Annotated in this window: 28 protein-coding genes and 2 pseudogenes; 17 read left to right on the top strand and 13 right to left on the bottom strand. The window is 67.3% G+C overall.

All coding sequences use genetic code 11. The annotated features are described in order from the left end of the window. Positions 1-142: 142 nt before the first annotated feature. The 4 genes from ABD333_RS27600 to ABD333_RS27585 form a co-directional block, all read right to left on the bottom strand. Positions 143-448, bottom strand: coding sequence for a hypothetical protein (locus ABD333_RS27600; RefSeq protein WP_344545398.1), 306 nt, complete (start codon positions 446-448; stop codon positions 143-145). A 382-nt stretch (positions 449-830) separates the two neighbouring features. Beyond that, complete coding sequence (locus tag ABD333_RS27595) at positions 831-1,064, bottom strand: hypothetical protein (RefSeq protein ID WP_344545397.1); 234 nt, start codon at positions 1,062-1,064, stop codon at positions 831-833. Then, the gene (locus tag ABD333_RS27590; RefSeq protein WP_344545396.1) at positions 1,061-1,375 is read right to left on the bottom strand and encodes a hypothetical protein; all 315 of its coding nucleotides are present in this window, start codon (positions 1,373-1,375) and stop codon (positions 1,061-1,063) included. Before ABD333_RS27590 ends, ABD333_RS27595 begins: the two co-directional genes overlap by 4 nt. A 57-nt stretch (positions 1,376-1,432) precedes the next feature. After that, positions 1,433-1,696 carry a hypothetical protein gene (locus ABD333_RS27585; protein WP_344545395.1) on the bottom strand — a complete coding sequence of 88 codons (264 nt, stop codon included), beginning with the start codon at positions 1,694-1,696 and terminating at the stop codon, positions 1,433-1,435. 615 nt (positions 1,697-2,311) lie between these two features. On the opposite strand from ABD333_RS27585, the gene ABD333_RS27580 reads away from it, so the two are divergent. Next, positions 2,312-2,962, top strand: coding sequence for a hypothetical protein (locus tag ABD333_RS27580; protein ID WP_344545394.1), 651 nt, complete (start codon positions 2,312-2,314; stop codon positions 2,960-2,962). Positions 2,963-3,171: 209 nt separating this feature from the next. On the opposite strand, the gene ABD333_RS27575 is transcribed toward ABD333_RS27580, so the two are convergent. Continuing rightward, positions 3,172-3,792: a DUF6294 family protein gene (locus ABD333_RS27575; protein WP_344545393.1), complete on the bottom strand. Its 621-nt coding sequence runs from the start codon at positions 3,790-3,792 to the stop codon at positions 3,172-3,174. A 704-nt stretch (positions 3,793-4,496) separates the two neighbouring features. Between ABD333_RS27575 and ABD333_RS27570 the strand changes: the two genes are divergently transcribed. After that, positions 4,497-4,808 carry a hypothetical protein gene (locus ABD333_RS27570; protein ID WP_344545392.1) on the top strand — a complete coding sequence of 104 codons (312 nt, stop codon included), beginning with the start codon at positions 4,497-4,499 and terminating at the stop codon, positions 4,806-4,808. Here the strand turns inward: ABD333_RS27570 and ABD333_RS27565 are convergent. Continuing rightward, positions 4,776-5,207, bottom strand: a complete 432-nt coding sequence (locus ABD333_RS27565; RefSeq protein WP_344545391.1) for an STAS domain-containing protein — start codon at positions 5,205-5,207, stop codon at positions 4,776-4,778. The two genes, ABD333_RS27570 and ABD333_RS27565, sit on opposite strands and share 33 nt — an antisense overlap. Before the next feature lie 254 nt (positions 5,208-5,461). Here ABD333_RS27565 and ABD333_RS27560 point away from each other — a divergent pair, with 254 nt between their 5' ends. Continuing rightward, the gene (locus tag ABD333_RS27560) at positions 5,462-5,926 is read left to right on the top strand and encodes a hypothetical protein (RefSeq protein ID WP_344545390.1); all 465 of its coding nucleotides are present in this window, start codon (positions 5,462-5,464) and stop codon (positions 5,924-5,926) included. A 1,038-nt stretch (positions 5,927-6,964) separates the two neighbouring features. Further along, positions 6,965-8,098, top strand: coding sequence for a hypothetical protein (locus tag ABD333_RS27555; RefSeq protein ID WP_344545389.1), 1,134 nt, complete (start codon positions 6,965-6,967; stop codon positions 8,096-8,098). Between the two features lie 545 nt (positions 8,099-8,643). On the opposite strand, the gene ABD333_RS27550 is transcribed toward ABD333_RS27555, so the two are convergent. Both ABD333_RS27550 and ABD333_RS27545 read right to left on the bottom strand, forming a co-directional pair. Next, positions 8,644-8,931, bottom strand: coding sequence for a thioesterase domain-containing protein (locus ABD333_RS27550; protein ID WP_344545415.1), 288 nt, complete (start codon positions 8,929-8,931; stop codon positions 8,644-8,646). Positions 8,932-9,208: 277 nt separating this feature from the next. Beyond that, positions 9,209-9,976, bottom strand: a pseudogene (locus ABD333_RS27545) (AMP-binding protein); the annotation flags it as partial. Between the two features lie 116 nt (positions 9,977-10,092). On the opposite strand from ABD333_RS27545, the gene ABD333_RS27540 reads away from it, so the two are divergent. From ABD333_RS27540 to ABD333_RS27510, 7 genes and pseudogenes are all read left to right on the top strand, one after another. Further along, positions 10,093-10,242, top strand: a complete 150-nt coding sequence (locus ABD333_RS27540; protein WP_344545388.1) for a hypothetical protein — start codon at positions 10,093-10,095, stop codon at positions 10,240-10,242. Positions 10,243-10,268: 26 nt separating this feature from the next. Beyond that, positions 10,269-10,436, top strand: a pseudogene (locus ABD333_RS27535) (chaplin family protein); the annotation flags it as partial. Positions 10,437-10,756: 320 nt separating this feature from the next. Beyond that, a complete protein-coding gene (locus ABD333_RS27530) occupies positions 10,757-11,017 on the top strand; it encodes a hypothetical protein (RefSeq protein WP_344545387.1) in 261 nt (86 codons plus the stop codon). 251 nt (positions 11,018-11,268) lie between these two features. Further along, positions 11,269-11,418, top strand: coding sequence for a hypothetical protein (locus tag ABD333_RS27525; RefSeq protein WP_344545386.1), 150 nt, complete (start codon positions 11,269-11,271; stop codon positions 11,416-11,418). A 119-nt stretch (positions 11,419-11,537) separates the two neighbouring features. After that, positions 11,538-11,825 (top strand): hypothetical protein, encoded by a 288-nt coding sequence (locus tag ABD333_RS27520; RefSeq protein ID WP_344545385.1) that lies wholly within the window; start codon positions 11,538-11,540, stop codon positions 11,823-11,825. 80 nt (positions 11,826-11,905) lie between these two features. Next, positions 11,906-12,040, top strand: coding sequence for a hypothetical protein (locus ABD333_RS27515; RefSeq protein WP_344545384.1), 135 nt, complete (start codon positions 11,906-11,908; stop codon positions 12,038-12,040). An 86-nt stretch (positions 12,041-12,126) separates the two neighbouring features. Further along, entirely contained in the window at positions 12,127-12,294 is a 168-nt protein-coding gene (locus ABD333_RS27510) for a hypothetical protein (RefSeq protein WP_344545383.1), read from the top strand. A 271-nt stretch (positions 12,295-12,565) separates the two neighbouring features. Here the strand turns inward: ABD333_RS27510 and ABD333_RS27505 are convergent, their stop codons facing one another. After that, complete coding sequence (locus tag ABD333_RS27505) at positions 12,566-12,877, bottom strand: hypothetical protein (RefSeq protein WP_344545382.1); 312 nt, start codon at positions 12,875-12,877, stop codon at positions 12,566-12,568. Positions 12,878-12,933: 56 nt separating this feature from the next. On the opposite strand from ABD333_RS27505, the gene ABD333_RS27500 reads away from it, so the two are divergent. Both ABD333_RS27500 and ABD333_RS27495 read left to right on the top strand, forming a co-directional pair. After that, positions 12,934-13,422, top strand: a complete 489-nt coding sequence (locus ABD333_RS27500; RefSeq protein WP_344545381.1) for a hypothetical protein — start codon at positions 12,934-12,936, stop codon at positions 13,420-13,422. A 35-nt stretch (positions 13,423-13,457) separates the two neighbouring features. Next, positions 13,458-13,616: a hypothetical protein gene (locus ABD333_RS27495; protein WP_344545380.1), complete on the top strand. Its 159-nt coding sequence runs from the start codon at positions 13,458-13,460 to the stop codon at positions 13,614-13,616. Between the two features lie 333 nt (positions 13,617-13,949). Here ABD333_RS27495 and ABD333_RS27490 read toward each other — a convergent pair whose 3' ends face one another. The 3 genes from ABD333_RS27490 to ABD333_RS27480 form a co-directional block, all read right to left on the bottom strand. Further along, a complete protein-coding gene (locus ABD333_RS27490; RefSeq protein WP_344545379.1) occupies positions 13,950-14,423 on the bottom strand; it encodes a carboxymuconolactone decarboxylase family protein in 474 nt (157 codons plus the stop codon). A gap of 62 nt (positions 14,424-14,485) precedes the next feature. Further along, the gene (locus ABD333_RS27485; RefSeq protein WP_344545378.1) at positions 14,486-14,986 is read right to left on the bottom strand and encodes a carboxymuconolactone decarboxylase family protein; all 501 of its coding nucleotides are present in this window, start codon (positions 14,984-14,986) and stop codon (positions 14,486-14,488) included. A 93-nt stretch (positions 14,987-15,079) separates the two neighbouring features. Next, the gene (locus ABD333_RS27480) at positions 15,080-15,448 is read right to left on the bottom strand and encodes an MFS transporter (protein WP_344545377.1); all 369 of its coding nucleotides are present in this window, start codon (positions 15,446-15,448) and stop codon (positions 15,080-15,082) included. A 190-nt stretch (positions 15,449-15,638) separates the two neighbouring features. Between ABD333_RS27480 and ABD333_RS27475 the strand changes: the two genes are divergently transcribed. Next, positions 15,639-15,782, top strand: coding sequence for a hypothetical protein (locus ABD333_RS27475; protein WP_344545376.1), 144 nt, complete (start codon positions 15,639-15,641; stop codon positions 15,780-15,782). A gap of 100 nt (positions 15,783-15,882) precedes the next feature. Here ABD333_RS27475 and ABD333_RS27470 read toward each other — a convergent pair whose 3' ends face one another. Continuing rightward, complete coding sequence (locus ABD333_RS27470; protein ID WP_344545375.1) at positions 15,883-16,785, bottom strand: AfsR/SARP family transcriptional regulator; 903 nt, start codon at positions 16,783-16,785, stop codon at positions 15,883-15,885. Positions 16,786-17,236: 451 nt separating this feature from the next. Here ABD333_RS27470 and ABD333_RS27465 point away from each other — a divergent pair, with 451 nt between their 5' ends. From ABD333_RS27465 to ABD333_RS27455, 3 genes are all read left to right on the top strand, one after another. Then, positions 17,237-17,680, top strand: coding sequence for a peptidase inhibitor family I36 protein (locus ABD333_RS27465; RefSeq protein ID WP_344545374.1), 444 nt, complete (start codon positions 17,237-17,239; stop codon positions 17,678-17,680). Between the two features lie 698 nt (positions 17,681-18,378). Continuing rightward, positions 18,379-18,912 (top strand): hypothetical protein, encoded by a 534-nt coding sequence (locus tag ABD333_RS27460; RefSeq protein ID WP_344545373.1) that lies wholly within the window; start codon positions 18,379-18,381, stop codon positions 18,910-18,912. A 185-nt stretch (positions 18,913-19,097) separates the two neighbouring features. Next, positions 19,098-19,568 (top strand): DUF305 domain-containing protein, encoded by a 471-nt coding sequence (locus ABD333_RS27455; RefSeq protein ID WP_344545372.1) that lies wholly within the window; start codon positions 19,098-19,100, stop codon positions 19,566-19,568. The last annotated feature ends 385 nt before the right edge of the window (positions 19,569-19,953 follow it).

Genomic DNA, 19,953 nt, shown 5'->3' with positions numbered 1-19,953 from the left:
GTGCGGCATCAACCGGCTCAAACGCCACCGCGCCATGGCCACCCGATACGAAAAGCTCGCCGTCCGCTACCAGGCAACACTCCACGTCGCCGCCATCAACGAATGGCTACACGCACTTCGAAACACGCCCTAGGCGAGCCGGTCACTCGACAAGATCGTCAGCGAGGTCGCCAACCGTCTCCGCGCCCTCCCCGAGCAGGCCGTCTGCGAGTTCCTGACAGGACTTCTTCGGCAATTCCAAGCGCTTCTTATCCACCCAATCGACGAGGTCAATGTGCTCGAAATCCATGGTGAAGTCGAGGTTGCAGACGTTTCTGATATCGCCTCCGACTATGTGAGCGAACGCCTCCAAGGTGTCCAAGTTGTCGGCCCGGGCTGGGGCCGGGGTGGCCGCGTAAACTGCGGTCACGGCGATCACGGTGGTGATGCGTACGAGCGTGGTGGGCATGGGCTCTCCGGAAGAGTCGTGGCCGCAAAGCGCGGGCGCACGTCGGTGACGGCGGACGGTCAAAGGCCGAGCTGTGTGGGCTGGTCCAGGTGAAGGACAGGTCGGTGGTGAACGGCTGTGGCGCGAGAATGGAGCTGGTGCCGCGGTTGCTGCCCTCACTCTGTGAGTAGCGCGGGCTGAACACTGGGTGCACGTACTCCGGACGCGCCGGTCGAGCTTTGGCGATCAGCTGCTAGTGCTGCGCCTCCTGATGGGTGACTTGTACTGCGTATGTATCGACTACATCGATCGGGCCCATCAAGGCCGCCCGCCCTGTGGTCACTTGACGGTGATCGCCGGTGGCCGTCGCATCAGCCACGCGGGCCGGTCTGTGGCGCGGCTGTCACTTGAGGTTGTGTTCGAGGACGCCACTGAAGGCCTTGCCGGTCCTTTCGAGGTCCTCTGCGGTCTTCCCGCAGAGGCGGCGTAGAGCAGCCCAGTCGATTAGCTCCACAAAGGGGCTGTTGCTGCAGGCGTTCGCAGGCAGGTCAGCGACTGTGTCGACAGTGTGGCCGGCGACGGTGCCGAGGCTGTCGGTGTCGGCGTGGGCTGGCCGCGGGCGGTTCCAAACGGTCACTCGGTGAGATCGTCGACTTTGTCGGTGGTGTCGTTGAGCGCCTCCATGGCTACAGCACCCAAGTGCTCAGTAGCGCAGACGTACTCGTCCAGCGGCACGCCCCTAATCTCGTCGACGGGGTTGCGGATGTCGCTGATGTCGCAGATGGCGCCGCTCGCATCCTTAACCAGGCGGCCGGCACTGCCAAAGAGCTTGAAATTCATGTCGAAGCCGGAATCGGCGCTGGCCGGGGTGGCGGTCAGGGCCACGCCCGCGGCGGCCATAGCGGCTGCGACGGCGGTGGCGGTCAGGCGGGCGAGGGTGGTGGGCACGGGTGCTCCGGTGAGGTCAGGCGCGAAGGCTCGTGAAAGGCCGATCGCGGCGGCGGGTCAGAAGTCCAGGCGGCTGAGGATCCCGCCGAGGGTGGAGGACTTGTCGGTGTCGGTTTTGACCAGCTTCTGGCCGAGCATGACGGCGGCGCCGCACTTGCTGCCCCTCACCTCGGCGCCCGGCGACAGCAGCACGGTGTGGCCGCACTCGGCGGTGGGCGTGGACTCCGGATCGTTGTCAGCGTGCGCGCTGGCGGCAGCCACGGCGGTGGCGGTGAACGCCGCTGTAGTGAACACGGCGGTGGTGAGCACGGACTTGACCATGACGTGTGGTGTCCTTTCAGCAGCGGGCCCCGGGCGGCCTCGCCAGACCAGACAATGATGATCAACTAAACTAGCCAACGGCGCCCATGCGATCACTGATAGTGATCAGCGTGTTGGATCTTGACGCCGGCGGCCACGACCGCCCGCGCACACCTTGCCCGCACTGACCCGCTACTGACCCAATTGCGAGAGGTCTCGAAGCACACCTTCGCGTGGCACCTTGAAGGCCCGGGCCGCTGGCAGCGGCACGTGGCGTGTGCGGCGCCCGCATCGTCGGCGCGGCTGCGGTCGCGGTCGGCAGTGGAGGTCGGCCAGCCGGATCGCCGGCGGTGCCGCGGCTAGTTGAGGCTGTGCTCGGCGAAGCCACTGACGGTCTCACCGGCCTCCTCGACGTCGTCGGCGATCCTCCGGCAGGCCGACAGCAGTAAGGGCCGGGATCACCGCAACAGGGGGCGACGGAGAGGGACATCGCAGAGGTTTGCAGGCGCGTCGGAGCGCCAACATCACACAATGTAACCTTAAGTATCTAAAGGAATACAATCAGTTATTTGGGGGGTCGAAGTGTTCATCTCTGGCGGCAGTCTCACTCAGGTTGCCGGGCCTACGGTCGTCGCGGTGGCGGCGAGCTGCGTCCTGGCGGCGCCACCGGTCAACGCCGGCGCGGAGACCACCGTGATCACTGGGACCTCCGGCGCACGGTTCGACAGCAACGGCAAGGTCACCGGCTCCGAGGGCAGCGTCCTGCTCCAAGGCAGGCTGCAGACCGAAGACTGCTTCGGGTTCGCTGAGGCCAATGGCCAGCAGCATCTCAACGCAGCCAGCAACCGCAGCGACCGGCAGGCCGTCCTCTACAAGGAGAACCAGTGCAGCGGACCGGTCCGTGTCCTGCCACCGGACCCCAAAACCGGCAAGCTCGTCGCGACACCGGACTGGCGGTCGATACGGCTGACCCACACCCCCCCGGCCCTCACCCCCAGCGGCAAACTGACCTCCACGCCACCCAAGCGCAGCACCGGCGCCGTGCAACTGTGGAACCACAGCGATGTCGTCGCCCGCACCGCCCGACCAGCCCTGGATCTGTGCATCGACCTCACCTCGCTGCAGCAGGGATCCTTCTTCAAGGCCGAGGTCTACCGAGCAGGCACCGGCGTCCTGCACGCCTACACAGACACCACGTGCGGCCAAGGCCACCAGAGCGTGAACATGAACACCCAAGGCGCAACTCTCGAGGCCGCATGGAACAGCATCAAGGTCACGCGACAGTAAGGCCCGCAGCCGCCTCCGCGGGCCGCGCCTGTGGGCTGCCGTGACCCATGCGCCAATCGGCTATGCCTGCGAGAACCGGGGCTGGCTCAAAGTGCGTGAAGCGGTCACGCTTGGTGGCGAACCGGCGGGAGAACGTGGGCGGTGAGGGGCTCGGATCCGTCATGGACCCGACGGCCTGTGGTGCATGCCGCTTTGGTATCGGGTCTGGTTCAACACCTGGAATACATGCGCATTCCCTGAACAGCCGGAAAGAGGCTCCCTCGGTATGAGCCCCAGGCTCCCCAGTGGTAGCGATAGCGAGGATCCGGCAAGCTCAGCGAGAACCATTCAGGGGCATCCGGGGGACCGCCTATGAGGGTGTCGATCTCTCGGCCGGAACCGTCGAGCAGGACGAGCCTCATACGCCATGTGTCGTTGGTGTCACTGCTGGTCACCCAGCCGGCGAAGTGCGCCGTCCCGTCATCGTTGATCGTCCACGTCGCGCCCTCGAACATCGAGCAGTCACCGACGTGCTGGAACCCCCAGGTCCAGCTCTTCCAGGCTCCTGCGGCGTTCTGACCGGCAACAACCTTCCCCGTTGCAGCGGAGGTCGCCTTGGGGGTGGCGGGTGGGGAGGGTTGTGCGCCGGCCGGGGTGACGATGGACAGGGCCGACCCGGTGGAGATCACTATCCCCAGACCTGCCTTGAGAATTGACTTTCGAAGCCGCAACACTTTTGGGGCCCCCTTCCCCGCCTGGAGCGTGGCCTGACGGTGCCATGACGTGGTGAACGACACGGGGTTGCGGGGAGCGATCGCGATGCCCGGCACGAGCCGGGTTTGGCTGATCAATGTGACCGAGGTCTGACGGACGGAGTGAACCACGAGGTGCGTGACCCGTCAATGAGCTGTCAACGCTTCGCGTTCGATGGCGGCCGTGCGACTGCCCCAGACCCGCTTTCACGCACCGTGACGGCTTCACAGAATCGGCGAGGCGGGCCAGCTTGGTGTGCCGGAACCGGTGGGTGTGGCTGAGCTTGACGGGCCGGCCGGTGCTGTCGGTGATCTGAGCCAGCTCGCTGAACTCGGCCAGGACGTCGGCGTAGGTGCCGCGCGGGAATGCCTTGGTGCCGTGGGCGTTGGCCTTGCGCTGAACAAACAGGTAGCGGGTGGGACCGCCGAACTCGTTGTGGACCCAGCGGCGCTGTTCCTCGATGACGGCGACCAGGTGCCCCGAGGTCAGCCTCGACTGCCCAGCCCAGCATTCGGGCCAGTTGGTTGATCTGGTCGGTTTGCACTTGGGTGCCGTTCCAGCTCTGCCAGACTCTGCCCGAGCTGCCCGCCGCGCCCGGCTGATCGCGCCGCTAGGCGCGAGGATGCTGGCCTCCCGCCAATGCCGGTGAGACCATCGACGTATCCGACCAGCGCCACCCCGCCCGCGCTGGCCGGAGCCCCCGCTCCCTGACCCCGCGCCGACCACGCCCGACACCTCACCCGCCAGCCACGATCCGCCCGGTCCGCCTGCCACACCCGCCGCGCCCCGCGTGGTGTTCCAGGTGATCCGCATCGACACCAGCGCGCCCGCGGTGACCCCGCACCCCCTCGGGCTGCCGTACTGGCACCAGCTGATCGCGCGCCACTGGCTACGCACCTACCTGACCTACACCGCCGACCACCTGCAACAGGCCGGCAACCACCAGGCGGCCGCCGCCTACCGCGCCGCCGCCACCACCGCCTGCCGACACGGCCAGGCCACCACTGGACACCTGATCTACCAGGCCAGCACACCCACCCGTGAAACGCGCACAGCCGGGGCTTTCTGCCTGGCGGCTCCTCTACTGCTCCAGCGCCACCGGAGGCACAAGTGATCCAGCCGGACGGGAGGCGGCGGTCAGGTACTGGTCCAGGCCGGTCCGCTGAAGGACGGTGGTAACGCGGGGGTGAGGGCCCAGCAGGGTCAGCTCGCCGCCCTGCTGGGCGCCGCGTTTCCAGGCCCGCAGGATGACGTTCAGGCCTGAGGAGTCGCAGAAGCTCAGGTCGGCCAGGTCCAGCGCAATGTACGGCGGGTCCATGGTGGCCAGCGGCGAGTCCATCGCGCTTTGCATCTGGGGGACGCCGGCGATGTCGAGCTCGCCGACCAGAGTCAGGATGTACCACTGGCCGTGGCGGCCGGAGGTGATGGTCAGCAGCGGCGGCGCCACTGCCCGGCGCGGCCGGTCGCCGGCGGGCGACGGGTTCATGGGCGCCGCGCCGGAGAATGCGGTCATCACGAGGCCCCTCGTCCGCTTCCCCGTTCCTGTCGTCAGGCCCGGGACGCTGTCAGGCGTGCGGCCTCATGGTCTCACGCGTGATCGAGGCCAGCACGGAGAAGACCCTCCCCCTTTCCTCCTTCGCTACAGCCCGGCCTGTCACGCCAGCCCGCGCCGCGATCTCCCAACTATCTACGCCGCGTGATGAATTGATCCCGGACCGTCAGGTATGGGAAGAGGTGTGTTCGCTCCCCCGGACGGAAGGAATCCCCATGAACGCGATCCCGAACGAGAAGATCAGCCGCATTAAGGTCGAATTGCAGACCGCCACGCCCGAGCGGGCCCCCCAGACCCAGGGCGACAACAACCCCATCGCCGGCGACGACTCCTGGATCTACCTGGGCCTGGCCGGCCGCGAGTTCTGGTGCGCCCCGCGCAGCATGGCGGCCGGCAAGACCGACACCATCGTCTTCGGTGACGATGCCACCGCCAACAACGCACCGGCCAACGACCCGAGAACCCTCGACCTGGCCGCGATCGCCCGCTACCCCGGCTACATCCGCTTCGCCCCCCGCACCAGCGACCAGTGGTGCGTCGAACGCGTCCAGGTCACGGTCGAGACCGCCAGCAAACGCTACCCCCTCACCAGCGAGACACTCGAAGGCGAGGCGGTGCTGTGGCTGGGCCAGCACAGCGGCTACTACCTCCACCTGGACACCTTCTCAGTGAAGGTCTGACCGGGCGTGCACGCCCACGCGGGCTACTCCCGCTCGGCGTGAACCACTCGTTCAGCGGCGCGAACGAGGAACGACTGAGAGGACCGGCGCGCTGCAGTGCGTCGTCACTCTGTTCGGCCTCGTCGTCGCCGGCCTCACTCTGGGCGGTCTGCACGGCGCCGTGCAGTTCCGCGCCCATGTCACCCAACGCCGCGATCGCGTTGAACACACCGGCCTTGTTCCCCGGGCCGTTCTTGAAATGGCCTTAGGTCGGATGACGGGATCCCGTCTGATCTTTGTGATCGGGCGGGATTTCGTCGTTTCGCAGGCGTTGTGATCGCTGGCCAGGCCCAGGCGGCGTGTGCCGGGCGGTCGCGGAAAGGCCGGCGCCGTCGGTTCGTTGCGGGCGCGCGGAAGACCGGGCGCGGGAGGCGCAGGGTCTTGCGGTGCCGGGCGGGTTGTGTAGGTGGTGGTGCGGCGGTTCAGCGCGCGGCCGGTGGTGGTCGTCCGCCTTGGGATGGTTGGGAGGTCGAGTTCCTCGTCCGGATCCGGCGCAGGGAACTCCCAAAGATCAACGAAGGGCCCGCCTCCCACGTCTTCGACGACATGGCGCACCACCTTGAACGCTCCCCGACCAGGCTGAACCTCGACCCAGCAGACTCCTGCCCCGCTCCCATGCACCGTCACCGGCCCCAAGAACTGCCCGATCGACCTTCCACACCTCAAAGCCCCGACCGCGGCGGGTCGATCGGCACGTCCTTGCGCGGCCGCCGTGAGCAGATCGTGCTCAGCACCTTGGCCACGTCGGCGGCGGAGGCGGGTCGGGGCACTCTCTTGGGACCTTGATGGTGGCGATCCGGTCCATCGGGTTGGCGTCGAGAAGGTCGGAGGGGCTTGTGTGCACGGAAGGTGAAAGCCAGTTGGACGACCCCAGGGACGGGCCGCGCCAACGGGGGCCTGGCGCTGCCCGGAACGTCGCAGACCACAACCGGCCATGAATCCTTCTGAGATTCAACTCCGAGTGTTCCGGCAAAGATGCCCGCGACCTATCATTGCTTCATGCTTTCTCGCCACGGGGACAAGAAGATTCAGAACAAGCTCGTAGCAAAAGAGATGCGACACTTCTTCAATGACCTTCCTCGGGATGTGCGGGAGGATCATGAGTCGGCAGCCAAGGTCTATGCCAAGTATCTTACGGGTTTCCATGGCTCGGGATTCTTGCGGAGCGAGAGACTCAGGGACGAAAAGAAGATCACTCGCTCTCGCTACTATATTGGGCTTTCTAGCGACACCATCGGATTGTCTGCACTTTCGAAGCGTGCGACACTGATCACGGATACTTTGCTGCTCACGGACGACAAATCTCATGACCTCCATGTCCTTTTTGAAAGTTCCGACGATCGGGTAACAGGTGTTAGCGTAATGAACGAGTTCGCCCTAGAATCTTTTGCCAACGGTCCCGATAGGTATACCAATAGGCGTGTGGCTATGGCCTGTTCCGATTTAGCGGAGCTGGGAAGGTGGATTCTGGACGCAGAACCTTTGTTGCGGGCGGGCTTGGCCTGGTATCTTCCGCGATACTTCACTGCCAGGCAGCGCGTGGAGGATGATACTGCCTCGGAGTGGAGCGCCTACGGGCCATCAGAAATGGCTGGAGCTGTCGACTATCTCATCGCAGATGGTCGAGCAGTGGATGCATCCGGCGCTTCTCCAGAGAAAAGTCAGATTGTCCGCCCGATTCTTGAGGTTGAGCTTCCGTTCATCGATGGAGTGGACTTGCCAACCTTCGCCAAGATTACCGTTGACGAATTCAACTCCTATGTTGGGTTCCGCAACTTCCTCCGAGGCAAGTTTCTGGAACTCGAAGAGGGCATGAATGCCACACAATCTCAGCGGGCACTGGACCGGATTTCTGTAGAGATTCTTGACCAGATTCACGCAATCACTGCGGAGATGAATGGCGTACGACGGAATCGAGCTGTGGCGGCAACCACTGCAGGTGTTGGGACGGTTTCCGCGATTCTCGCGGCGGTCTACGGCCCGGCCCTACAGGAGGTAATACAAATGATTGGAGCCTCGGGCGGGGCCTGGGGCATCCTCAACGCCATGGCCCAAAATAGCCCGAAAAGTAAGTTCAAAGACAATAAATGGTACTATGTGTGGGCTCTCCAGCGAGAAGCTCAGCGAATTTAACGCATCTGGGATGGTGGGACGCCCGCTCCTGGACCGCGATGTGAAATGGCGCTACCGCTATAGGTTTCGGCGCCAATGGCCGACGGGGGCCGCAAACGCCCTCGTCGATAGCCGCTGACCCCGGGGCGTCCCGCCAAGGAGCGGATCAAGGAAATACGGGAGGGAGCACCAGTTCCATGGGCGTTGTTCGCAGTTGTGATCGACGTCCTGGTGAGGCCATCACCGTGCTGATCCAGGGTCGCTGCCGTTGGCGGGAGGAATCATCACGGTGACGAACCGCCAGTGGGCCTGTTGATGAGTCCGGGAAGGGCGTTAAGCACCCAAGCGCTTCCCGGTTGGCTGCGGATGGTGGGCGGGATCCAGGCCCCGTCGCGACAGTCTCAACCGCATCTGTACCTTGCCGAGCAGCGGGTGGTCGGGAGCGCCCGGACCGGCGGGGCCGAGGAGGTCGACGAGGGCTGCGGCACGATCGGGGATCGGAAGGTGCCGGGTCTCGGTGATCGCATCGGCGATGGCGGGTTCGGTCTGGTGCGGGATGTCGACCGTCAGGGACCGATCAGGGCGGTATCGGGGTTGGCGGGCCGCGCGACGGGCGGCGGGTCCATCAGGATCAGATCCTCGATGCGGTCGCCGTCGGCGAATGCCTGGCGGGCGATCTCGTGGGCCAGTGGCGCGGCCATGCACCAGCCGACCATGGTGTATGGGCCTGAGGGCTTTGCTGCCCGGATCTGGCGCAGGTGCCGTCGGGCCAGAGCGTTCATTGTTGTGTCGTCGCAGGTGAGGTCGTGCGGTAGGCCGTAGCAGTCCCAGCCGGGGCCAAGCGCGGCGGCCAGCGGCGTGTACCAGTCGATCCGCCATCGACCGGGTGGATCGCGAACAGCGTGCGCGCAGGGCGGGCGATCGGAGCGACGGCAAGCGGGACCGTCCGGGCTGCGGTCTTCAGCCCTGCGGAGAACCGGTCCGCGACCCGCTGCGCCTCGCGGTGCCGGAGCCGAACAGGTCGGTGTCGTATTCCCACAGGATGGTCATCCCGCCGGGCCCGCTTCTCCTGCAGGTCGGGCACGCACACTACGTTGACGTCGCCCTTGGCGGTCGCGTTCTGCTCGATGATCAGGTCCGCCTGCACTCGCCGGTGCCGGTGGTGGGGCGGCCGCCTGTGTCCAGGAGGAGATAGCCGGTGTTGCGCACCAGCCGGCCGATGCTCATCGGCGCCTGCCCGCCGTTCGAGGCGTCGTAGACCAGGCCGTAGCTGGAGCAGACACACGCTTCGGTCGGCCCGTACTCATTGAGCAGGGAGGTGTTCGGCAGCAGGCGGGCGTGCCGCTCGATCACGGCGGGGCTCCACCGCTCGCTGCCGATGCCAACTGCCCGCAGCGTGGTGGGCGGCCGCTCGGAGGCACGATCCAGGAACACGCTGTACAGCGATGCCGGATAGATGAGGTGTGTGGAACGGTGCTGGTGGACCAGGTCGATGGTCGCGGCGAGACCACACGCCCCGATGATCAGTGTGCCGCCGGTCAGCACCGTCCAGAACACAACACTGGTGGTGAGGTCGGACGCCGGCGAATGCAGCAGGAGCACCTGGCCGGCCGCGCCGAACTGGTCGACACCCACTGCCGTGGAATTCAGCAGAGCCGTGTGCGAGACCAGGGCGCCCTTGGGTGTGCCCGCCGAACCGGAGGTGTAGACGACGTATGCCGGCTGGTCCTCGCTGCGAGGGGTACCGGGGCAGGTCAGGTGCCGTTCGGCCCGGCGCGCCCGGCTGATCAGCGACCCCGCGTCCGACCCGGCGCCCGGCTCGGTCAGCGCGAAGCACCCGAGCGCCTCACCGCTCGCCAGCCGCGGCAGCCACTCCGCCTTCTGCTCCTCGGTGCCGTACGCGGCGGCGCATGGTCACGTCCGTACGACTCACCTCGTACACTGCCACCTCGACCACTGCAGGAGTGCCGCCGCGGCGCAGGTTCCCGACATCTCACTGGGTCCACCACGCCGCCGTGGACCGGTCAACCGCCCTCGCTGCTGTGCGTCACCGCCGCCTGACCGCCCGGCCGCGTCTGGCCGCCACCGCCCTGATCGCGGCCGCCATCGGCCTGGCGCTGCTGGCCGCTCCGGCCTCTGCTGCTCACGCCGACGCCGACGGCTGACTTTGTGAAACCTCGGTACCGTCGCCGGCAACGTCGTCCAAACAGCCACCGGCCTACCTGTGAACGTCTGCGGTAACACCGTCGACGTCGTCGCCACGCTCAATTTCACGGCCAGCGCCGTCTGCGCCAGCGCTGAGGACCTGGACGACACCGGTGAGGCCGCCAGCCGCTTCCTGGAGCGCGAGCTCGGTTAGCCCGGGAGCGCGACCGGCCCGTTGGTCAGGCTCCACCGCCCACCGCGCCCGTGGCCACGCACAAGGAGCAGGGCACGACAAGCCATCGGCCGCTGCCAGTGCGGCGGGCTTCCAGGTGCCACGCCAGGGTGTTCAGTCCGATAACTGTCCAAGCGGGTAGCGCGGCCAGGGGTGCGGGCCGCCCGATGTGGCGCGGGGCAAGATCCAACACGCTGATCACCATCAGTAATCATGTGGGTTCAGGGCGCTAGATTAGTTGATCATCATTGTCTGGTCTCCTGATGCCCGCCCGGGCCGCTACCGGAAGGTCGCCACACGTCATGGTCAAGTCCGTGTTCACCGTCGCCGTGCTGACCACGGCGGCGTTCACCACCACCACCACCGCGGGCAGCGCGCACGCCGACAACGACCCCGAATCCACACCCACCGCCGAGTGCGGCCACACCGTGCTGCTGTCACCCGGCGCCTACGTGGAGGCCAGCAAGTGCGCCGCCGCCACCGTGCTCGGGCAGAAACTGTTCAAGCACGACACCGACAAATCCTCCACCGTCGGCGGACTCCTCAGCACCCTGCGCTTCTAGCCACCGCACCGCCTCCGCACACCACCCGCCGTACCGAACCCGGGGAGAACCGCGCCGTGCCCACACCCGCCAGCGTGCCTACGCCCCTACGCACAGGCGTGGCCACCGCCGCTGCCTGCGCGGCTTACCCCCCGCACGCTGATCCGGACCGCTGCCGTCACCACGGCCGCCACCGCGCTCACCGCGACCACGCTCGCTGGCGCGGCCCGCGCCGATGGCACCAACAACACCGATCCCCAGGGCAGCGTCGAATGCGGGAGCCACACGGTGATCCTTTCGCCAACACCCGCATCGACGGCAGCAGCTGCCACTCCACGCTCATCATCGACCAGCCGCTGGACAACCTCAACAGCGACAACACCGCTGTGTTGAGTCGGCTGAAGACCCTGCTGCCCCGCTGACCTTCCTGCACCGGCCCTCACCGACCGGCCGGGCCGCCATGCCCCACCCGTCAAGCACACCAGACCTGCCCGGCAGGCCAGGCGCCACCGACCCCAAGCACACCGATCGGAGCCTTCTCATGACCACGCCCCGCACCCTGATCCGGACCGCCGCCGTCACCACGGCAACCACCACCGCCGCCACACTGGCCCTGACCGCCTTCACCGGCACCGCCCACGCCGCCGCACCCACCACCGCGCCCACCACCGTGCCCGCCGTCGTGGCCGCGTCGTCGGCCGCCGCCCCCGCCGCCGCTCGGGCCGCTGCCGCCCAGCGCACACCGGCCACGATCGGCCCCATCCTCAAGAAAATTCTGGGGAAGGGCGGAAAGACTGTGGCGGATGTGGCAGAGGATCTCGTCGACTGATCGCCGTCCCCGGGCCGGGGGCGCGCTCGGGCGCGCGCCCTGAGGGCGCGGGGGCCGAGTGGGTTTCAAGGGCGGCGAAGATGGTCTGCGAGGCCAAGGCGGTAGATGTCGTGGAAGACGTGACAGGGCTGAGCCGCCTTTGCCGCAAAATCGCAGAAGCCGAGAAAGTACTCGACGAGCTCGAACTCAGTTACAACTTGCTTGGGGATGATTGACGGTCAAAGACACGGTGCGACACGGCCGCAGAACAGCTTGGTGAAAGCACCGCCCGCACCGTTTACCACACCGAGGAGCCTTGATCATGGAACCCACACGCCGCTGGATGCTCGCCATCTGCGGTGCCGCGCTCACACTGGTCGCGGTGACCGCGACTTCTGCCCTGGCAGCACCAGTTGGTGAGGGCTTGGTCGCTGGTCTGGTCGATCAGGTCGGTGGTCTGGTCAATGAGCTCTACGACACCCTTGTCTGACGGGGACGCGACGCCAGCACCTAGAGAGCAGGTTCCCGGAAGTGGCAGGGCAGGCAAGCCGCGATGGTGGGCGACCTGCGGAGAAAAAGAGCGAAGTCCGTGTATGGGCTCGCCAAGGAGGACTGAGTGTGTCCGGCTTGACGTACGTAACCACTGCACTTCCGGCTGGATCTCCGGACTTTCACCGCAGAGCAGGACCGCCGCCGGCCCAGCGACGCCTATTATCCGGACTCACCCGACCGCCATGCCCGCCACACTCACCCGCTTGACATCAGATCTGGCCACCGCCTTGGGTCTGGACCTCGACGAGGTCAAAGACATGGACCTCGACCTCGGCGTTAACCTCCTCTAGCCGCCCGGAGCGCACCAACCTCCACCAGACCAGGACACCAGGCGAGCCGCCCACCACAGGGCGGCTCGCCCCGTCTTGGAACATGAGACCGACCAGCAGAATTCGGTGCGTGTGCTGATCGTGGTTGGCGTAGCGGCATCTGGCCGTGGACCTGGCGGCCTGCCGGTCACCGCCCGCGACACCGCGCGCGACGCCGCCCGCGGACGTGCTGCCCGGCTGCTCGACCGTCACCGGCCGCCCGGTGCCGCGTCGCGCGGCGCACCGACGTGATCGTGCGGGGCCGGTGCGTGGGCTGGCTGCAGCGCGACACCCGCGGCCGCCACGTCGCCTGCACCCTGGACGGCCCCGTCCCCGACCCGGCCAGCACGGTGGTCGAGGCCGTCATGGCCCTGTTCGCCGCGCTGTATGCACCCGCGCCGCTGCCCGACCTGGGCCCCGACGCCCGCACACCGCGGCGGCCACGCGCCCGCCCCGCACGTGAACGGCCCCTGCGCCCCTACACCGCCGCCCAGATCGCCGCTGCCGCCCTGGACCCGCCGCGGCTGGAGGGCGGCGGCTACGCCGTGGTCGTCGACGACTACGGCGAGCGCGTCGTGCTCGGCCACGTACGCCGCACCGGCCGGCACTGGCAGGCCACCACCCCCGACCGCCGCCAGCGCGTCCTGGTGCACCGCGCCGCCACCCGCACCGAGGCCATCGACACCCTGCTCGCCGCCCCCGGCCCGCTGTGGGGCGACCCCGCCGAGACCATCGTCCATGATATGAACGCCGCCTGAGCCGCGCCTGCCTTCCGTCCCGATCGGAGACCTCCATGGCCGGCATCGAGTTGCCCGAGATGCTCACTGCCGCCGCCGCGGTGCTGGAACGCACCGGCGAGATCGCGCCGGTCACCGTGACGTGCGACCGGGCCACCGTGCTGCCGCCGGTCACGATCTCGCCCGCCTCGCTCACGTTGCCCGGCGGCGTCTAGCGCGGCGTCGTGCCCACCATCGCCGAAGCGATGGGCTGGCACGTGCGGAGGTTGAGCGACGAGGACGGCGTCAGCGCCGGCGGACGTGTCGGCGTCATCGAGGTGGAGACCCGGGCGCTCCCGCTGGCCGGCCACCCGGGCGTCCGGCCCGGCCCGCGTCGTGCGAGCACCGCCGCGCACGCCGAGTTGTTGCGCGCCCTGGTCGACTGGTCGGCGCCTGCCCGTGCAGGTCCGGGCCCTGACGGTCGCCGAGCGCACCGCGACAGAGCATGCCGGCGGCGAGGGCGGCAGTGCGCTCGTTGCTTGGCTTGTGGGGCTGTTGGGCAGTCATGTTTAGTTCCAGGTGGTGCCGGCAGGGTCGTTGATGATGTTGTTGATGGTGTTGAACAGGTTGCTGGTGGCCATCCAGAGGATCAGTGTCGCGCGCTGTCGCTCGTCGTAGTGCTTGACGAGGTCGTCCCAGACCGCGTCGGAGATGGCGTCGCCGGACCGGTCGTTCATGCGGGTGGCGGCCTCGGCCAGTGCCAGGGCGGCGCGTTCGGCGTCGGTGAAGAACGGCGACTGCCGCCATGCCGCGACCGCGGTCATCTGGTCGTCGGTGACTCCGGCTTTGCGGGCCTCGGCCGCGTCGGCATACAGGCAGGCGCTGCCGCCGTTGATCTGGCTGCCGCGCACGCCGGCCAGCATGAGCGTGGCGGCTGGGACGATGCCTTGGTCCATATCGTGCTGCAGTGCCTGCATGAGGGCGCCGATCGCCTCGCCCGCGGGCGGCACCAGGTAGGCGGGGTTGCCCATTCGCGCTTGCATGGTGGGTTCTCCTTGTGGTCGGTGGTCCCGGGGTGAGGCGTCCTCACCCCGGTCCGGTCGGGTTACTGCCTCCACTGCTGGGCGGGTGCCACGCCGGGGAGGGGCTTGCCGATGAGGGCGAGGGGGATGAAGAACCCGATCTGGCCGATCGCCAGGGTGAGCGTGGCGAGGGCCTTCTCGTCGTAGTGAGCGGACGCCGCGGCGTACAGCTCGTCGGAGACGCGCTCGCCGTGCGGGTTAGGCGTGAGGACGGCCTCCACCAGCGCCAGCGCGGCCCGCTCGGCGTCGGTGAAAAAGGGCGCGTCCCGCCAGGACGCCACGGCGGTGATGCGCTCCTCGGACTCCCCGGCCTTGCGGAGGTTGCCGGTGTGCAGGACGGTCAAATAGGTGCTGGCGACGATCTGGCCCGCGCGCAGCTGCACCAGGCTGATGGTGGCCTGCGGGACCGAGTCGTTCCCCGTGGCCTTGAACAGGGCCTGGCCGATCTCGCCCAGCTCGGGGACGAGCGCGGCGGGATTGGGCAGACGTGACTGGGAGGTCTCCTGGCCGGTGGTGGCGGTCATGATGTTTCCTTTCGATCTTCAGTGATGTGTCGCTTGTCTGACGGATGGTGAGCTGCGGATGTGACCGGTGGTCGAGTCCGAATGTGTGGGCGGTCAGGTCACACGGGAGAGCTGCCCGCGCCGAGCAGGCCGGCGGTACCGCCAGCCCAGGCACTCGGTCAGCGCGCCGCCCAGCAGCAGTCCGACCACCGATCCCAGGCCGCCCATCGCCCCGTACACCCCCAGCGCCTTGTTGCGCCGCGGCCCGGCGGGGAAGGTGTCGGCCAGCAGGGACAGCGCGGCCGGGGCGATGATCGCGCCGCCCACCCCCTGCAGCACCCGGGCGGCGATGAGCACGCCGCCGCTCTGCGCCACCCCGCCCAGCAGGGAGGCCAGCAGGAACACCACCAGCCCGGGTTGGAACAGCCGGCGGCGGCCGAAGGCCCACCCTTCTTCGATCAGCCGCCGTTCTAACCCGCGCACCCAACGACGCCCCCGGCCGCCGCGCCGACCTCACCCGGAGATGCTCGATGACCGGCCCGACATCCCGCGCCCTCGCCCAGCCCGGGGCCGATCTGCCGCTGCAGTCCCGGTGCCGGCGATGTCGCTCGCATCGTCGGTGCCCGCCCCTAGTCTGCGCTCCATCCACCTTGCAGCCGGAAGGGATTCGTCGATGACTGGAACCGCGCCGGCGGCGCGACGAACCACCGCCCACGATCATCGCCAGCTCGCCCAGGCACTGGGCTTTACGCTCGTCCAGGTCGACAAGGCCGTCGCGCTGGGCGGCATCCTGCCGCCCTATGACGCCTGTCGTTAAGGAAGCTGTTACCAGGTACACGCGGCTGGTCGGGCAAACCGGGGATTGGTCCCGCCGCGCGGCCTGTTCGGGCCGGTCGCGGCGCCCGCCGCGCGAAATATCACGCGGGCACCCACACAACGACCGCGACGGCTGCGGCCGAGCGGATTCCGGTGCCTTGCCTTTCCAGGGTCGACGCCGTCGGCGACAGATCGATGGCGCGGCCGATGAAGGCCTTCGCCGTCGGCGGTGACGGCTCGGCTGTCGGCGGTGTGAAGGAGCGTGGGAGCGTGTCGGTGCGCAGCAGGTAGGTGTGGATCTGACGGATCTCGGCGTCGGGCTCGGTGCCCAGTTCGTCGGCCAGGCGCTCGCGGAGTTGCTGGTAGTCGGCCAGGGCCTCGGCGCGTCGGCCGCTGCGCCCGAGCGCGACCAGTAGGCGTGCCCACAGTGATTCGCGCAGCGGATGGCGGACGGTCAGTTCCTTCAGTTCCGCGATCACATCACTGTGGCGGTCGTGGGCCAGATCCAGGTCGATCCGTCGTTCGACCGCACTCAGATATGACTCCAGCAGGTACGCCGATTCGGCTTCCCATTGCTCCTGCATGTCGATTCCCTGGAAAGGCGAGCCGCGCCAGAGTTCCAGAGCCTGCCGTAGTAAGAGGTGTTCCGCGGCGGTATCCCGGACCCGGGCCGCCTCGGTCAACAGCCTGCGGAAACGCAGGACATCGACCGAATCGGGCGCGATGTCCAGCCGGTATCCGCCGGGCAGGGTGCGCACCGCCTCGGAGCCGAGGACGCCGCGCAGCCTGGTGAGGTTGGTGTGGACGCTTCGGCGTACGTTGACCGGCACGTCATGCCCCCACATGACCTGGGCCAGGTGCTCTACCGGCAACGTCCGGCCCGCCGACAGTGCGAGCGCGGCCAGCAGCGACCGCAGCCGTCCCGCGGTCAACTCGATCGAGGTGCCACTGTCCCGCATCTCCAGCGGCCCCAACAGAGCGACGGTCAGTCCTGAATCTTTCACCGGATCACCGTCACCCGCCGGTACCGGCTCCCGCATCCGCCCGTTGGCGGCCAACGGTCTACGCCACCGGCCGCAGAACCGCCCGACGAGCCTGCCACCGACGCAGTACATCAGCCGAGAGCCGAAGCCGCCGGGACGACGGGCCCGGCGGCACTTCCCGTCCTGACAGTGGGCCCCGTCCCGTTCGACTCGACGATCCCGCCCAGCCGTGAAGCAGTCATGAAACAGACATGAAATAGAAATTAAGGCGGGACCTGGTACACACAGATATGGCGATCCGCCCGAACATTTCCAAACGGGAAGGAGCTGTGACAGGGTGCGCACGCGCTTGCCGAACTGCACCGTTTGCGACCATTTTGCAAGGGGGCAATATGGTCGCGGTCTGGCCGATCCACCGCTCGCTGTCACCGCGGCCTGGTGGCTTCGGCCCAGTCACGAAAGGAAGTTGTCCATGCGAACTCTCGGCGTACTTGTCGGCACCGCCGCCGCCTTGGTGGCCGGCACCGCAGTGCCAGGTGCCGCCTCCACCGAACCTCCCAAGGAAGGACCCAGTATCGTCTACCGGCAGGCCGACGGTAGCCGCATCGCCTGCCCCGCGGGATATATGTGTCTCTACACCGGACCGAATTTCACAGGCGTGATGGTACGCTGGCCTGCCGGCTCGGCAGATGGCGACTTCACCAAAATCCAGTGCCCGCCCCAATACTGCACGAATGGCGACTTCAACGACGACGCGTCTTCCTGGCATAACAACAACACGGGCCACAAGTACTGCATATCCGAGCACGTTGGAGGCGGCGGCTGGGACAACAGCACGCCGAATAACACCTCCGGCAACCTTACCGGGCGCTACAACAACACCGCATCGGCGCTGAGTTATCTCGGTTGCCCTTGAGTTTGTTATGAGCCCCGGCGCGGCCGACCTTGTTCTGAACGAGGCCGGCCGCGCCGGCCATTATTGATCAATGGGGGCGATCGGTGGCAATTAGCCTGTCGTGAAGGACGGTGTCACCAGGCACACGCCAGTGTTCTCGGAAGTGCTGAGCTGGCCGTACGGCACGGCCCGGCCCCCGTTCTCGGAAGTCCTAGGCCAGGGAGCTTCCGAGAACACGGACTTCTCAGAAGGCACTGACCTGGGCGAACAGAGCTCGCGTGTACTTCCTGGCAGTTTCCTTAACGACAGGTCCAGACTATCCCCCAACACCAAGGCAAGGGTCGCCACCGGGGCCGGAGTGTCCTCTTAGCCGCTACGCCTCCCGCGACCGCGCACGGTCACTCCCACGGCCACCGGGACAGCGACCACGCGCCAGCCGGTTGCGCAGTTCAATGCGCCACGGGGCGGTCTGTCCGTCCTGCCGCGACACCATTCACCAGAACAGATCATCGAACCGAGCGGCATACCCCTCCAACGGCCCCGGCGCCGGCGAACACGACTTCAGCCTGGTCACCACACTCACTCCACACAAGGCCAAGGCGCGGCCACCACAACACCTACCCGCACCGGGCCTTGATTCAACAAACCACCGCTAGTGGCACCCCCCGCGAGAGGAACAGGCGATGAACCACCGTAGGACGTATGTGCGCCGTGCAGCGATGCTCGTGCTCGTGCTGGGCTGCGCGACAAGTTCCTGCGGCGGTGGTGAGAGCCCGGACGACCGGCCGAACCTGGAGCGCCTGCAGAAGTCACGCGAAAACGCCATCGCCTCCCTCCGGCAGGCTGCGACCGACCTCAAGGGAACGGTGACGGTTCTTCGCATCGACCAGCGGTCCACCGATGGTTTCATCACGCCCTTCGGTCGTTACACGCGATGTGGGAACTCAAAGAGGAAATACCTGTACGAGGCCGGAATCACGGTCGTCGCGGGCGGCCGGTCGAAACACCAGAACGTCGACGCCGTATTGATCGCGGCGACCCTGCGCCTGCAGTCGAAGGGGTGGCGGATCGATAACACCACAGCAACGAAAGGCGAGCTCAAGGTGGACATCCGGCAGGGCATCACGCACAACACCGACGTCCAGGAGAACGCGGTGACCATACGTACCGAGGGTGCGTGCCACGACCTCGGCGGCTTGTGGCGTGAACCCACTGGCAAGCCCGATGACCTCTATCCAATCGTCACAAAGTGATCGCGGGGGTTCTCATGGACAGGAGAAGGCGCGCCGCCGGGCTGCTGACCGTGCTTTGCCTCCTGGGCGCTGGCGTCGCCGCCTGCGGTGACAATGGCCCTGACTCCGGGAGCCCCGGGTCGACGACGCCCATCTCCTCAGGCGCGGTGCCGGTGAAGAGCGGGCCGCCGGAGAAGGTGAACGAGATGAGCTCTCCGGCCACCTTCAACAAGGTCGATCTCAGGTTCGCCGAGGGCCTGTACGTGCACCGGATGCAGGCGGTGAAGATGGCCGAGATGGCCCCCTCCCATGCCGATAGCGCCGAGGTCAAGCAGCTGGCCGCGGGCATGCGCACCATGGAGGCGGCCCGGACGCGTCAGATCGAGGGCTGGTTCGCCTCGTGGGGGAAGCCCGCCCCTGACCAGAAGCGGATCGCCGCAGGAACGGGCGTCGAACAGGCCGTGTCGGCCGAAGAGATGGCCGGTCTGCAGAAGCTCTCCGGGAAGGCATTCGACAAGGAGTACCTGCGGCTGCTCCTACGCAACCAGCAGGGCGCCCTGCGCTTGGCCACCGAAGAGCAGGCTGGCGGGACCTTTGGACCCGCCCGCCAGTTCGCCGCCTCCGTGTCGGCCACCGGTACCGCTGTGATCCCCAACATCCGGAAGCTCGTGAAGTAGCCCGGCATCATCCGATCAAGCGGGTGAACCGTTTTCGGGAGACGGCGCCTTTCGGGTGGGCGGCGTCGGTGGGGCGTGTGGGAGGCAGGAGCCAGAGAAGGAACGTGCGGCCACACCGAGCTCGAGAAGAGCCTGACCTGGACGCCTTGCGACTCAAAGATGCTGCCGTCTTCTGCGCCCGACCGTCTGAACGTCTCCACCAAAGCGACGAGGTGCTCCTGCGACTCCGTTCGGCGACATGATCCCACCGCCATCATGGCGGCTACCGGACTGACCGCGGACGCCGAGACCCTCGCGTTCGCCTCCGCCCGGCTCCACACTGCCGGGACGCTCGCCGCGATCCGGTGCCACCCTTCGACGAACTGGTCGTGCTGGAGCGATGGGC

The sequence above is a fragment of the Actinomadura fulvescens genome, from assembly GCF_039533225.1.
GTDB classification, from domain to species: Bacteria; Actinomycetota; Actinomycetes; order Streptosporangiales; family Streptosporangiaceae; genus Spirillospora; species Spirillospora fulvescens.
The sequence above is the reverse complement of the archived record's forward strand: the minus strand, read 5'-3'. Positions and strand labels throughout refer to the sequence as shown.